This window comes from Thiorhodovibrio litoralis (assembly GCF_033954455.1).
Classification (GTDB): domain Bacteria; phylum Pseudomonadota; class Gammaproteobacteria; order Chromatiales; family Chromatiaceae; genus Thiorhodovibrio; species Thiorhodovibrio litoralis.
This window is the reverse complement of sequence record NZ_CP121473.1, coordinates 3,220,757-3,233,469: the sequence shown is the minus strand read 5'-3', so window position 1 is coordinate 3,233,469 and position 12,713 is coordinate 3,220,757. Positions and strand designations below refer to the sequence as shown.

Genomic DNA, 12,713 nt, shown 5'->3' with positions numbered 1-12,713 from the left:
GCCTGCACGGTTGCTCGTCGACAGGCGAATGAATGGCATAGGAGCTCGTGCAGATGCTGGGCGGGGATTGGGAAAACCAGCTAGTCTGTCCCAGTTCGGACCACGGCGAGGCTTCGGCGATCAGAGCCTGTAACTGTATGGGCAGTCAGCGCTCACCCTGTTTACGGGTGACTGATGCTGTCATCGGAACTCCCGCTTTATCAACCGCCGGTCTCCCTGTTACGCAAGGATTCGCATGCCCAGCCTGAACCGTATCATCCTGATCAACACCCATCTCCAAGGTGTCGTGGAGCTCGTCGTCGATGCCCACACCAACATCTGCGGCACCAACGCCTCCGGCAAGACAACCCTGCAGCGTCTGGTGCCCGTGTTCTATGGCGAATATCCCAGCCGGGTCGTGCCATCGACCCGAGACAGTTTCGAGCGCTGGTACCTGCCGACCGAGCAGAGCTTTATCATCTATGAATATCAGCGCATGGATGGACAGGCCTGTCAGGCCGTGCTGGCCGCCTCCGCAGACGGCAAGGGCGTCGCCTACCGACTGGTGCAGAAGGCATTCGACCTGGCGGACTACACCCGCAGCCGTCACGGCGACACGCTGAGCTGTTTCGGCATGGCCGAGCTGGGTCGGCGACTGAAGCAGGCGGAGGTGAGCGCGACCCGATTGCTCAATACGCGCGAATACCGCGCGATCCTGCAAAACGACCGTGTCCAACTGGCCGCAGGCGCCAGCAGTGGTGAGCTGCGCGCCTTCGCCCGAGAGTTTTCTCTTTGCGAGCCCGGTCATGCGCTGCGCCATATCGAGAAACTGGCCCAGGCGGTGCACTCGCGCGAGGGCAAGATGGAGACCGTGCGCTCCATGATTGCCGCCATTTTGGAAGAGGACGGGGTCAGCCCACCGACGTCTGGCCTCAAGCTCCAGCGGGTGGATGACTGGATGCGCGAAAGCCGGCTGATCCAGGGATTCGACGCCATGCGCCCGGAGTTCGAGCAACTGGAGCGCGAGTACCAGGACCTGCTGGCTTGTGAGCGGCGCCTGAGTGGGTTGCGGCTCGGCTATCGCAGCGATGAGCCGCGCCAGCAACGCCTGATTGAAGAAGCCGACGCGGCTATCGCGCAAATGGAGTCAGCGCTGAATCAGCTGGAGGAGCGCTGGACGCAGCAGCGCGATGATCTCAACCAGCAGCGATCAGCCAGCAAGGGCGAGATCACCCGCGACGAGGGCGAGCTTGAGCAAATCGAGCAGCAGTACCAGAGCTTCCTGGAGGCCGACATCGAGCAGGCCAGGATCGATCTGGAGGCGGTCGGCACCTGGCGTGAGGACCTGGAGAACCTGCGCGGACGGTACCGCCTGCTCACTGATCAGCATCAGGATGTGGAGCGCGATTATCTGGAGCGAGGTCAGCGGATCAAGGATCAGCGCGAGCGCCAGCTCGACGAGCTACGCGAGCAACAGACGGTCTTGCAGGACCAAAGGACGGACCAGCTAGAACGGCAAACTGCCGAGCTCAGCGCCTTGCAACAACGCCAGCAGGCGGAAATGGAGACCGGCCAGGAAGACTTCCGCGAGCGGGACGTCCAGCTTGGCCTGGATCGCCAGCGCCTGGAGACCCAGATCGAGAGTGCCAGCTACACCGAGGACGAGCGCCAGTCTCTCGCCATTTTTGATCGGCGCCGCGAGCAGGCGGAGGCCGATTCCGACTCAGCCGATGCCGAGGTACGCAGACTGGAGGGCAGGGAGCAGCAGCAACTGCGCCAGCGCAATGAAGCCGACGCCGCTCTGCGAGCCGCGAGGCGCCAGGTCGACGGGCGCCAGCGCGAGCTGGATGCCGTGCAGCGTCTGCTTTTTCCCGGCCAGCACAGCCTGCTTGAGTTCCTGCGTCGCGAGCAGCCCGATTGGGAGACGCGCCTGGGCAAGCTGATCGACCCCGCGTTGCTGCAACGCAGCGATCTAAAGCCCGCACTGGCCGAGCCGGCGCAGGACGCTGCCTTTGGCCTGCGATTGGACCTGGCGGCCATCGACACCCCGGAGCATGCGGCCTCCGAGCAGACCCTGCGCCAACGCCTCCAACTGGCCGAGGATGCCAAGAAGGATGCCGACAATCAGCAGCAGGCCGCCGAGCGCCAGCTTGGCGAGCACTCCGAGGCATTGGAGACCTTGCAGCCTGAGCTGACGGTCGCGCGCACCGAGCGAGACAACCGTCGAGACGACTTGCGCCGCATCCGCGAGGAGCATTCTACTGAACAGAGCCGGATCAATGAGGCATTGAGCGAGCGCAAGCGCAAGGATCGTAAGGCGCTGACAGATCTGATGACGCGCATCCAGCAGCTGGCGAGCGAGCGCGAGCAGTGGCGCGAGGACATCCAGTCCAGACACACTGAAGTCGCAATGGAGCTCAAGGCCCACTGGCAGCAAGTGATCGGGCGGATCGACAGCGAGATCCAACGCCTGCGCACTGCGATTGACGAACGCAAGCAACAGGCCCAGACCGAGCTCGACGCCTGCGAGCAATGGTACCAGGGTGAATTGAAATCCCGTGGTGTCGATGAGCAGGCCATCATGACCTTGAAGCAGCAGATCAGCCAACTCGATGAGCGCATCGAGCGCACCGAGCGGCGCCGCCCCGAGGTGCTGCGCTATGACGACTGGTATCAGCGCAGCTGGCTCAAGCGCAAACCGGCCCTCCAACAAGCACTCGAAGACAGCCGTCGGCGCGCCGCCGAACTGGACCAGGAACTCAATGCGGCCACCAGCGCCTTCAAGACCGAGCGCGGCCGACTGGAAGCCGAGCGCGCCCAGGCTAAGCTGCGCAAGGACGAGGCGCAGGAGCAGCTCAATCGGCTCAAGATCCTGCTGCGCCGCATGGGCGAGCTGAGATTGTCCGGTGACGGGGCCCCGCCCGATGGCGCGCTGGACGAGCGTCTGCGCCAGGGCGAGAAGCAGCTTTATGTGCGCGAACAGGCGCTCGATGCGGTCAAGGTCTTGGTGGAACATTTCGACACACTGATCGCCAGCAACGCCGGCTCCAGCCTTGCGGAATTCTGGGAGCGCAGCCGCGCCGACTGCATGCTGGTTGGTGAGCGCGAGATCCCCGCGCTGGACCACCGCAAGCTGGTGCCGCACCTGGAGCAATTGCTCAAGGTTCTGCTGCCCCAAAGCCTGACCGCGCTGCGCGAGCAGGGCCGGCTGTTCGGAATCGACCTCAACAGCTATTACGACGTGCTGGCCGATATCGACCAACGCATCGCCACGCAGAGCGCGCGTATCACTCGCGAGGTGGCGGAAGACCTCTCCCTCGACGGGGTGTCGGACTCGGCGGTGCGTATCCGCTCACGCATCACCGAGCTTGAGTTCTGGCCCGAGCTGAAGGCATTCATCCATGCTTTCCGCGAATGGCGCGATGAGGACTTCAGCGGCCTCCCCGACGAGGACTATGTCAGCAGCATGCGCCGGGCGCTGGACATTATCGGCCGCTCGGCGCAGAGCGGCGGCGTCGCCGGACTGCTGGAGATCGAACTGCGGCTGCGCGAGGGACAGAGCGATCTGGTGATCCGCACCGACCGCCAGCTCAACGAATCATCCAGTCACGGCATGGCCTATATGATCCTGTGCAAGTTCCTGCTCGCCTTCACCCGGCTGCTGCGCGGCCGGGCGCCGGTGACCATCCACTGGCCCATCGATGAACTGGGCACCCTGCACAATCACAATGTGAAAAAGATATTCGATGCCTGCGCCGCCAACGATATTCGCGTGCTCGGTGCCTTTCCCAACCCCGACTCGGAGATCCTCGGGCTCTTCGCCAACCGCTATATCGTCGACAAACAGACCCGCCAACTGCAGATCGTCAAGCCTCGCATCGACGCCATCGCCGCCAAGCTGCGCCAACGCGGGGCTGGCGACCGGGGAGAGGTGGCCTCCAAGCCGGACCATGCAGCGGGCGCTTATCCAGAGGAGGGCCTGTAGATGCTATCGATCAAAGGCCATGTCATCGAGCGTCTGCTTCAGGGGGCCTTCATCTGTCGCACAACCGACGAGGACGGATGGCGCTTTCTGACGACCCCCGGCAATCGCGAGGAAGTGGACGCCTACTTAAGCCAGCTCAACCGGCAGATCGCCACGGTCGGGACCGGCGCCGACAGCGAAGTGTTTTTCTGCGGCTATCGCCAGTTTGACGACGACGAGCGCAAGGTGATCAGCCAGCAGTTCCGCGACATCTGCCAGGCGCTAACGCCGATCGCCGAATGGCTGGTGCTGGTGCAGGAGGCAGCGGCCCAGGACGCGCCGCTGACCGAGGGCGCGCCCTTGCGTCTGAATGAGCTGCAGACCGTTATTGAGGACACCCCGGCGCTGCGCGAGCAACTGGCCCGCATCAGCCACTATCGGCTGTTCGGCTCCACCAGCCTGGCGACTGATACCCAGGTCAAGCTGGTCTTCAAGCGATTGTGCGATCTAGGCTATCTGACCCGTCCCAACCCGGACAAACAGATCTATCTGGCCACGGGCAAGCTGGATTATCTCTACGAGGTCATCCGCTTTATCGATGAGGCCGAAGGACTCGGCCTGGAGGCTCAGGCCGAACTCGCCAGCCAGGGCCAGTTGCTGTGAGCAGCACGCTGCGACAATCGGGAGTGCGCTTTTTGCGCCAGCTCGGAGCCCAGGCCGAGCCCATCATGGACGCCTACCTGGCAGGCTCAGTGGCGGATGACGTGCTGGAGCCAGGCGTGCAGGGGCGCCTGGTCAAGCACGGCATCCTCTATCGCCCTGAGCCCGGCGCGGACCTGCACCTGCGCCGCGTCGTTCGGGCGCTGCTGGAAGAGGCCCTGCGCGATGAGCGCAATCGTCAGATTGACGCCAACACCGGCTCGGCCTTGGCCAGCTTCAAGACCTTGGCCGACCACTACAAAGAGGCCCACCATCAGGGCGACTACGCCGCCGCCGAGGTCTATCTGGCCGACCTGAGAGAACACGTCTACGCCTTCGGCGAGACCCTACAGCACAGCATCCGCGTGCTCTGGAGTCGCATCAACAACGAGTTCGGCTACGTCGGCACGCTCAACGCCAAGATCCGCGAAAACGAGCTGGCGCAGACTCAGGTCAGCGAGCTGCTCAGCGGGCTGGAACTGGTCAGTTTCCAGGCGCTGGCCGAGTCCGCCGGCGATCTCCGCGAACTGCGCCATCTGCTGGTGACCAACCTGCAACGCACGCTGAGCGCCTGCACCCAGGAGCTGAGCATCGTGCAAGGGCGGCTGCTCGAACAGCTAGGCCGCTTCCGCGAGATTCGCGGGCGTACCCGGCTGCTCAAGGGCTGGCTGCTGCACATGGAGCAGCATCCGGACTATGAGGTCGGACCCCATGCCGCCGCTCGGTTAGTACCACAGTTGTTCAATCAGGCCGCACCGGTGCTGGCTCCAGCGAGCCTGGACATCCACGATTCAACCCTGGAATTCGAGCTGCTGGCCCTGCTAGCCCCAATCCGCGCCAAGCAGACCCAAGACCGACCAGTCCAGTCCCTTGGCGACGCGCCCGATCTGACGCTGCACACACCGGACGCCTTCGAGGTAACATCCAGCCCGATCCGCGCAGCGGTGGACGCCTATTTCTGCCAGGTCATCGACAGCGGCCAGGCGATCTCGGCGCTCGACTACCATTGCCAGGAGACTCTGCCCTGGGATGCCGAAAGCTGGCTGTATCAGGTGATCGGCGGCTACGATGGCCTGCCCGAGGAACAGAAGCATCACTTCGAGCTGGACATGCTCGGCGAGTCGCATCCGCTCTACAGCGGCAACTTCATCATTCGCGACCTGCGGCTATGGCTGGCCTGAGCAAGCGGCACATGCAGCTCGTCCACCGCCTGCTGCGCGATGAACTGGACAGCGTGAAGTGCTCGTCGACCTGGAACGAGATTCAGCAGGCCTTTGAGATGGGCGAGACCCGCGGCCGGCGACTGCACTTCAATGCCGAGCAACGCCGCGAACTGCGCGCGCTGGCTCATCAGGCATGGGGTTTCGACCCGCGCGCCGGCGTGCCCGAGGGCAACCGCCGACAGGTCGCCGCCAGCGTGATCGACGAGAAGATCGCCCGCGAGCGACCGGACGATCAGCATGTGCTGGTGAAAGGCGAGTTGTCGGCACCTCTGCCAAGGTTGACGCCCGAGCTGAGCCTGCGTGTCCCCCTGGCAGCGCTAAATCTCGACGCGGTCAGCCAGTTAGTTGTCGTCGAAAACCTGGACAGCTTCGACGACTGGCACGCCTTCGCCGCACCCGCCGAACTCGCTGCCAGCCTGGTGCTCTATCGCGGCCACGGCGGACTCGCGCGTGGCACTCGCCAGCTGCTCAGCATCCTGCCTGAACAGATCCCCGTCACGGTATTCTCCGACTGGGACCCGGCCGGGCTGCGGATCGCCCACACCCTTCCGCGCGCTGATGCCCTGCTGCTGCCCGATCTCAACGAACACCTGCTCGCCAAGGGCAGCCGAGTGCACTTCACCCGGCAGCATCAGGCCGTTCAGTATCTCGACAATGCTGAGCTGGGCGAGTGGGGCGCGGTTTGGGATAGGATGAAAGCCGCGCAAGTCAGCATCAAACAGCAGCACATGCTTGCGCTTGGAGCGCGTTTGCGACAGGTTGCGCGGTATTGATCGGAGTGAGCAACGCATGACGGCAGCCCGCTTCGGCACGGACGGGGCCGCGCTAGTTTCGATTAAGATGCCGGGGTTCATTGCGATAATCCCGCACAACATGAATTGACATCAGCTTCGAACCTTCCTTGTATGCTTCCAAAACTGCGATCAATCGGCAATACCTGAATGAATAAATTCAAGAAATCACTTTTCCCCATTGCCCTTTGTACTTGTGCGGCCGCATTGCAGGCACATCCTTTGGCCAATACGCGCTTGGTGATGGAGGGGGCAAGCTGTGCCGGGTTTGAATTCATCGGCGAGGATCGGATGAAGCGTTACGATGAACTCACCTGTTCGCGCAATGGCGAGCCGACAGTCTCCGCGCGAGTCCGCTCTCTGTCGGAGAATACGCTCTTGGCGGTGGAGGAGGCGGGTCCGGATGGTCCTCAGGGGTGTCCGCCGCAGACCTGGGTTTTTCGTATCGAGGCACTGGGGGAAGGTTTGGTTACCCTCAATGAGGTCTGGACCGGCTGGAACACTTTCCCGGACGAGTCCGTTCGCTACCGGGTGCAGTCAAATAGCCAGGGCAGGGCAGGGGCAGGGACCGGAGCTGGACCGGTTTATCGGATTGAAGCCATGGAGGCGGGCGACATCGCCTGTTACATCACCTTTGTTGACGAGCAACAGATTCGCCAAGAAGGAATGGCCGATTTCTCGCTCTGCGCCCGCCCGCTTGTGGGTCAGCAGGTGCGCTTCTCCTATCAGCAAACCCGGGTTGCAGCCGCGTCTTGTCAGGGTGACCCGGAATGCACCGACTATGACAGTGTTCCGCTGATTGTAGATGCACAGCCGGTGCGCTGACTCAAGCTGAACCAGGTCGCGTTCTTCACCTGTCAACTTTTCCGATAATTTTAGGACCCTTATGACATTTCCCGACGCAATCAAAAACGCCGTAGATTTCTCCAAAGGCAGCGGGCTCATCACGGCCATTGCCCAGGACGCCACCAGTGGCGAGATACTCATGGTCGCCAACATGAACGAGGAGTCGCTGGCCAAGAGCATGGAACTCGGCGAGGCGGTCTACTGGAGCCGGTCACGACAAAAGCTCTGGCACAAGGGCGAGGAGAGCGGCAAAACAAAAAACGAACCAGATTCGATTTTTCCGATTTTTCAGATTTGGATCACTGCCCGATGAGCGCACGTTGGCGAAACGGTCTCAGAAGTGACGCTGGAGCATAATGGGAAAGAGAGGAAATATGAACACCTTAAGCATCGACTATCCTGAATCGCTTCCAGCGGTGTTGAATCTATCGCCGCTGGAGTTTGAGCGCGATGCGCGCATTGCGCTTGCGGCCAAGTTTTTGAGCAGAAGCGCCTTCTCAACCCGCAAACAGGCGAGTTGGAACGCGTCGCTGTGCGCAAGCGGGGTGTCGATAAGATTAATGTCTACGGCCGTGACATTCCCGTGAAGCGCTATACCATCGACACCGACGAGGTTGCAATCGACCTCTGGTATCACGACGAGCTCGGCTGGGTGCAGCTCGTCAGCGAAACTGGCAAGGGCGCTACCCTCATTTACCGGAGGATATGATCAACGGCCCCGATCCGAAGCCGACATTAGGCTTACGTTTCGTCCGGGATGAGCAGGTTGGGTGGTTTATCCTGTTCGTGCTATGTTGGCTTGGGCACAGCGTAGGGAGTTCAATTTGAGCTGTTTCACGCCATACCATTACCCATATCTCCCCGCCCCAGCGTCGTCCGGGGCTGGACACAGCTCCCGAGTTCTGCTGAGATGCCCTTTCATCTTCAGCAAGGGGACGGGAGACCATGGACCAAGCGATTCCAAGCCGTTTATGTGGGCGCCCTTTCAACGAGACCGACTTAGCGCGCATTCGCCAGGAGATCGCGCTGGCGCAGCCGCCGCTGCGCGCGGAGATCGCTCGGCGGGTGTGCCGCGCGCTGGAGTGGACCGATATCCAAGGCCGCCCCAAGCTCATGAGTGCCCGGGTGGGACTGCTGCGGTTGCATCGTGCCGGGCTCATTGTGCTGCCGCCACCGACCTGCGGCAATGGCAATGGGCGGCGCTTCGTCCCGCGCCCCGAGTCCCGGCCCGAACCGATCCCAGTGTCCGTCCCGCTGCGCGCGCTCAGCGGCTTGCGCCTGGCGCGCGTTGATGATCGAAGGGCCTCGCAATTATGGAACGGCCTGATCGAGCGCTACCACTACCTCGGCTACAGTCCCCTGCCTGGTGCGCAGCTGCGCTACCTGATCCAGTGGGATGGCGGTCTGCTCGGCGCCATCGGCTTTGGCGCGGCGGCCTGGAAAGTCGCTGCCCGCGACCGCTGGATTGGCTGGACGCCCGCGCAGCGCCAAGCACACCTGGGACGGGTGCTCAACAACGCCCGCTTCCTCATCCTGCCCTGGGTGCAGGTCAAACACCTCGCCTCCAAGGTGCTGTCCTTGGCCGCGCGGCAAGTCAGTGTCGACTTTCCCGCCCGCTATGGCGAGCGTCTGGTGCTGCTGGAGACCTTTGTCGAGACCCCACGCTTTGCCGGGACCTGTTACCGTGCCGCCAACTGGCACGACTTGGGCGAAACCACCGGGCGCGGCAAGTGCGACCGCACCCATCGGGCCGCGCTGCCGCGCAAGGCGATCTATGTCTACCCGCTGGCGGCGGACTTCCGCGCCGCCCTGGGGGTGGTGGCATGATCGCGCTGGCCTCTGAACTGCAGGACATCTCTCTGGGCGACAAGCGCCTGAATCATCGCGCCCAACAGGTGCTTGAAACCCTCGGCGCCAAGCCGACACAAAGTATTCCCGGGGCTTGCAACGGTTGGTATGAGACCCGGGCCGCCTATCGCTTTTTCGATCATCCCACGGTCACCGCCGAGCAGATCCTCGCACCCCATTTTGCTTGTACCGAAGAACGTCTGCGCGAGCATCCGCGGGTGCTGTGTATCCAAGATACCAGCGAGCTGGACTATACAACCAAAAAAGGCATTGTCGGTCTTGGGCCACTGAACTTTGAGAGCCGCTATGGGATGTACATCCATCCCACCTTGGCGGTCACGCCCGAGCGCCTCGCGCTGGGGCTGCTGGATTTGCACACTTTTGTGCGCGAGCCCGGTAGCCTGGGCCAGGACAAAGACTCGCGCCGCCCACTGGAGGAGAAAGAAAGCGTGCGCTGGGTCGATGGCTACGCGCGCGTCAATGCGCTGGCCGAGGAACTGAGCGACACGCGCTTGACCTATGTTGCCGATCGCGAGGGCGACATCTACGACCTGTTTGTTGAAGCGCCCATCCCCGAGAACAGCGCCGATTGGCTGGTACGGGTGCAGCATCGCGACCGCTGCTTGGCCGATGGCAGAAAGCTCAATGAGGCCCTGGACGCCGCCCCGGTGCTCACCGAGATCACCTTCGAGCGTCCCGCCACCAAGGGGGCCAAAGCACGCCAGGTCACGCAGGAGATCAAGGTGGTGCGCGTGACCCTGAAGGCACCCTGGCGCCCGGATCGCACCTTGCCCGATGTCACGGTCACGGCTTTGCTGGCCACCGAGGTCAATCCGCCCGCCGGCGAGGAGCCACTCAACTGGCTGTTGCTGACCAATCTGGCGGTGCAGAGCGCCCAAGAGGCCATCGAGACGCTCTCCTGGTATCTTTGCAGGTGGCAAGTGGAAATTTTTTTCCGGATCTTAAAAAGTGGCTGCCGCATCGAGGAGCTGCAGCTCGAGACGCGCGAGCGCCTGGAGCCGGCGCTCGCTTTGTACATGATCATCGCGTGGCGGGTGCTGTACCTGACCATGCTCGGGCGCGAGTGCCCGGAGTTGCCTTGCGATGCGGTCTTTGCCGAGGAGGAATGGAAGGCGGTCTATCTGGTCACCCAGAAACAAGCGCCACCCGAGCAGCCGCCCTCGCTCGATACCATGGTGCGCATGGTCGCCTCCCTGGGCGGCTTTCTCAACCGCAAATCCGATGGGTTCCCGGGACCGAAGACGCTCTGGATTGGGTTGCAGCGCATCCCCGATTTTGTCATGGCGCTGGAGGCTTACCGCAGCGTCAGGGATAGTTATGGGTAATGGTATGGTTTCACGCACATTGTAAGCTGGCAACTACCGTGCGGGCCTATGTTCTCAAGCTGCTGTTTTAGATGATTTAATTTTGTCTTCTAGGTGAAGGGAAGTTGCGTGAGCCAGAACATGGGAAATCTGGCCAAATTGAACTACCTAGGCACAGCGTACTTGTGGAGGATTGCTCAGTGTCGGATGAGAATGATACAAAGCAGCAAGATCTCAAGGCCCATAAGACACTCCGGCTGTTCGGTCTAGGAGTCGGTGCCTTAGGGGCGCTACTGATTGTCTTCGGGATCTATTTTCTCTTTATCGCGAATGAGACCCTCTCCTGGTCGTCTGCAGAAGGCTCGGTCCTCAACGCTGAGGTGAGCACTCACGTGTCCTTAACGAAAAACCCTGCCGGAGCTGCACGAAACACTTACGTCGAGTATTACGTGTCTGTTCAATACACCTACGATGTTGAGGGTGATTCCTACACATCTTCTCGCTATTCGCTTGGACAAGGCGAACGTGCGAGTCGCCTCTACGGAGCGCGCGCCGAGGCGGAAGCAGAAGCGGCATCACGCTTTCCACAAGGCGCCGCAGTCACTGTGTATTTCGATCCGAAAAACCCAACCGACGCCGTCCTCAAGACCGGCTGGAATTGGGGAACCTTTGTCCCAGTCTTGATGGGGCTCTTTCTGGGCGGCACCGGGTGGCTGTTCTATGCAGTTGGAAAATCAGCAAAGGTACCGTCAGAATCGAAAGCGTGACGTCGCTCCGCTCACAATACTTCCCGAACCGGTTTAACCGGGATTCCCACGCGGTATAGAGCTGCAACATCGTGGAAACGCGCTAAAAGAGCCTGCAACTTTGGAAGATAATCACCTGTCACCTCAAGCGCGACAGGCGCGCGATGAGATTGTTGACCTGTTGTTGCAGGGACCCATCCGCGCAAGAGGTTTGTCAGGGTACCGATACGCAACACCCATTTCCACAACGGCCGCCAAGGCGCCAATCTCCGGTGGCTAAGCGCGAATCCTTGCCGCGCGCTCCCGAAAACAACCCGAAGACCCCCTTTCGGATCGATTGGGAGGGTTTTATCACGCGCGGCGGCGCCCTGATGCTGGTCCTTTCGGTCATCTGTATCGGTGCAGCGGCCTACACTAGGTAGTTCAATTTGGCCAGATTTCCCATGTTCTGGCTCACGCAACTTCCCTTCACCTAGAAGACAAAATTAAATCATCTAAAACAGCAGCTTGAGAACATAGGCCCGCACGGTAGTTGCCAGCTTACAATGTGCGTGAAACAGCTCAAATTGAACTCCCTAGGCCTACACCCTGCTTCAGGGCTCTATCCAGGACTCATGGGCTGAGGTCCCGGGCACCATCACCCAGGCCCTCATGGCTCCACCCTCCACACCCGGGAAACCATGGCGAGAGATCTTCGCCTACGAATACCAGGTCGACGGCAAGACCTATTCGGCGGATCGCTACTCCTTCGAAAACGTCGGCGGAGACAGAAGCGTTGGGATCCAGCGCTATGACCCCGGTGATCGCGTCACCGTTTATTACAATCCTGAGAAGCCGTCGACTGCCGTTCTCGAGAAGAAGAACCCCGGCTTTTTCGTTGTCGTCGTTCTGGTCTTCGGGATTGCGTTCTTATTGGCATCCATCGGTAGCTTGCTGGCCAGGGATTCCATGGCGTTGTTAAGGTGGGGGGGTAGGGGAAAGGTCTGGAGACAGCTCGCTTCTCGTCGCGAGCAGCCGGCAAAACTTGCGGTTGATGAGTCTTTCGCCAGAAAGAGCCCTAACGCGCATGGCGCGTCGCCACTCTCGAGAATGAATCCGCTCTCTCGCGGCAATAGCAAGCATGATCGGCCGAATCATGAAACTGTCCCTTGGTATTCCTATCTGGCTGAGCCTGAGCAGACTATTTGCGGGAATCGGCCGCGATTCTGAGCAAATTCAGTGAGGGAAAACAAAAAACCCCCTCAAACAACTTGACGCAAGTTGCCCGAGAGGGCTGTCTCCGAATTTCGCCA

The 12,713-nt window shown here is 61.3% G+C and carries 10 protein-coding genes and 1 pseudogene; all 11 read left to right on the top strand.

Annotated elements, in window-relative coordinates:
• Positions 1-235: 235 nt before the first annotated feature.
• The 11 genes and pseudogenes from Thiosp_RS14380 to Thiosp_RS14330 all read left to right on the top strand — a co-directional run bounded on the left by Thiosp_RS14380 (position 236) and on the right by Thiosp_RS14330 (position 12,630).
• On the top strand, positions 236-3,964 hold the full coding sequence (locus Thiosp_RS14380; protein WP_201064015.1) for an ATP-binding protein: 3,729 nt from the start codon (positions 236-238) through the stop codon (positions 3,962-3,964).
• Positions 3,965-4,606 carry a hypothetical protein gene (locus tag Thiosp_RS14375; RefSeq protein WP_201064013.1) on the top strand — a complete coding sequence of 214 codons (642 nt, stop codon included), beginning with the start codon at positions 3,965-3,967 and terminating at the stop codon, positions 4,604-4,606.
• Between the two features lie 23 nt (positions 4,607-4,629).
• A complete protein-coding gene (locus tag Thiosp_RS14370; protein ID WP_323697119.1) occupies positions 4,630-5,823 on the top strand; it encodes an RNA-binding protein in 1,194 nt (397 codons plus the stop codon).
• A gap of 11 nt (positions 5,824-5,834) precedes the next feature.
• Positions 5,835-6,638, top strand: coding sequence for a DUF7281 domain-containing protein (locus Thiosp_RS14365; RefSeq protein WP_242518308.1), 804 nt, complete (start codon positions 5,835-5,837; stop codon positions 6,636-6,638).
• A gap of 240 nt (positions 6,639-6,878) precedes the next feature.
• Positions 6,879-7,481, top strand: coding sequence for a hypothetical protein (locus Thiosp_RS14360; RefSeq protein ID WP_201064007.1), 603 nt, complete (start codon positions 6,879-6,881; stop codon positions 7,479-7,481).
• 61 nt (positions 7,482-7,542) lie between these two features.
• Positions 7,543-7,761 (top strand): annotated as a pseudogene (locus Thiosp_RS14355) (phosphoribosyl-AMP cyclohydrolase); the annotation flags it as partial.
• 258 nt (positions 7,762-8,019) lie between these two features.
• The gene (locus Thiosp_RS14350) at positions 8,020-8,211 is read left to right on the top strand and encodes a DUF6134 family protein (RefSeq protein ID WP_201064005.1); all 192 of its coding nucleotides are present in this window, start codon (positions 8,020-8,022) and stop codon (positions 8,209-8,211) included.
• Between the two features lie 236 nt (positions 8,212-8,447).
• The gene (locus Thiosp_RS14345) at positions 8,448-9,329 is read left to right on the top strand and encodes a DUF4338 domain-containing protein (protein ID WP_323696489.1); all 882 of its coding nucleotides are present in this window, start codon (positions 8,448-8,450) and stop codon (positions 9,327-9,329) included.
• The gene (locus tag Thiosp_RS14340; RefSeq protein WP_323696488.1) at positions 9,326-10,696 is read left to right on the top strand and encodes an IS4 family transposase; all 1,371 of its coding nucleotides are present in this window, start codon (positions 9,326-9,328) and stop codon (positions 10,694-10,696) included. Before Thiosp_RS14345 ends, Thiosp_RS14340 begins: the two co-directional genes overlap by 4 nt.
• Before the next feature lie 179 nt (positions 10,697-10,875).
• A complete protein-coding gene (locus Thiosp_RS14335) occupies positions 10,876-11,442 on the top strand; it encodes a DUF3592 domain-containing protein (protein ID WP_323696487.1) in 567 nt (188 codons plus the stop codon).
• A gap of 630 nt (positions 11,443-12,072) precedes the next feature.
• Complete coding sequence (locus tag Thiosp_RS14330; protein ID WP_323696486.1) at positions 12,073-12,630, top strand: DUF3592 domain-containing protein; 558 nt, start codon at positions 12,073-12,075, stop codon at positions 12,628-12,630.
• Positions 12,631-12,713: the final 83 nt, after the last annotated feature.

What these genes read in the sequence shown, in the direction of transcription:
- Thiosp_RS14380 (WP_201064015.1), top strand. Translation starts at nt 236, where the DNA reads ATGCCCAGCCTGAACCGTATCATCCTGATCAACACCCATCTCCAAGGT.
- Thiosp_RS14375 (WP_201064013.1), top strand. Translation starts at nt 3,965, where the DNA reads ATGCTATCGATCAAAGGCCATGTCATCGAGCGTCTGCTTCAGGGGGCC.
- Thiosp_RS14365 (WP_242518308.1), top strand. Translation starts at nt 5,835, where the DNA reads ATGCAGCTCGTCCACCGCCTGCTGCGCGATGAACTGGACAGCGTGAAG.
- Thiosp_RS14345 (WP_323696489.1), top strand. Translation starts at nt 8,448, where the DNA reads ATGGACCAAGCGATTCCAAGCCGTTTATGTGGGCGCCCTTTCAACGAG.
- Thiosp_RS14340 (WP_323696488.1), top strand. Translation starts at nt 9,326, where the DNA reads ATGATCGCGCTGGCCTCTGAACTGCAGGACATCTCTCTGGGCGACAAG.
- Thiosp_RS14330 (WP_323696486.1), top strand. Translation starts at nt 12,073, where the DNA reads ATGGCTCCACCCTCCACACCCGGGAAACCATGGCGAGAGATCTTCGCC.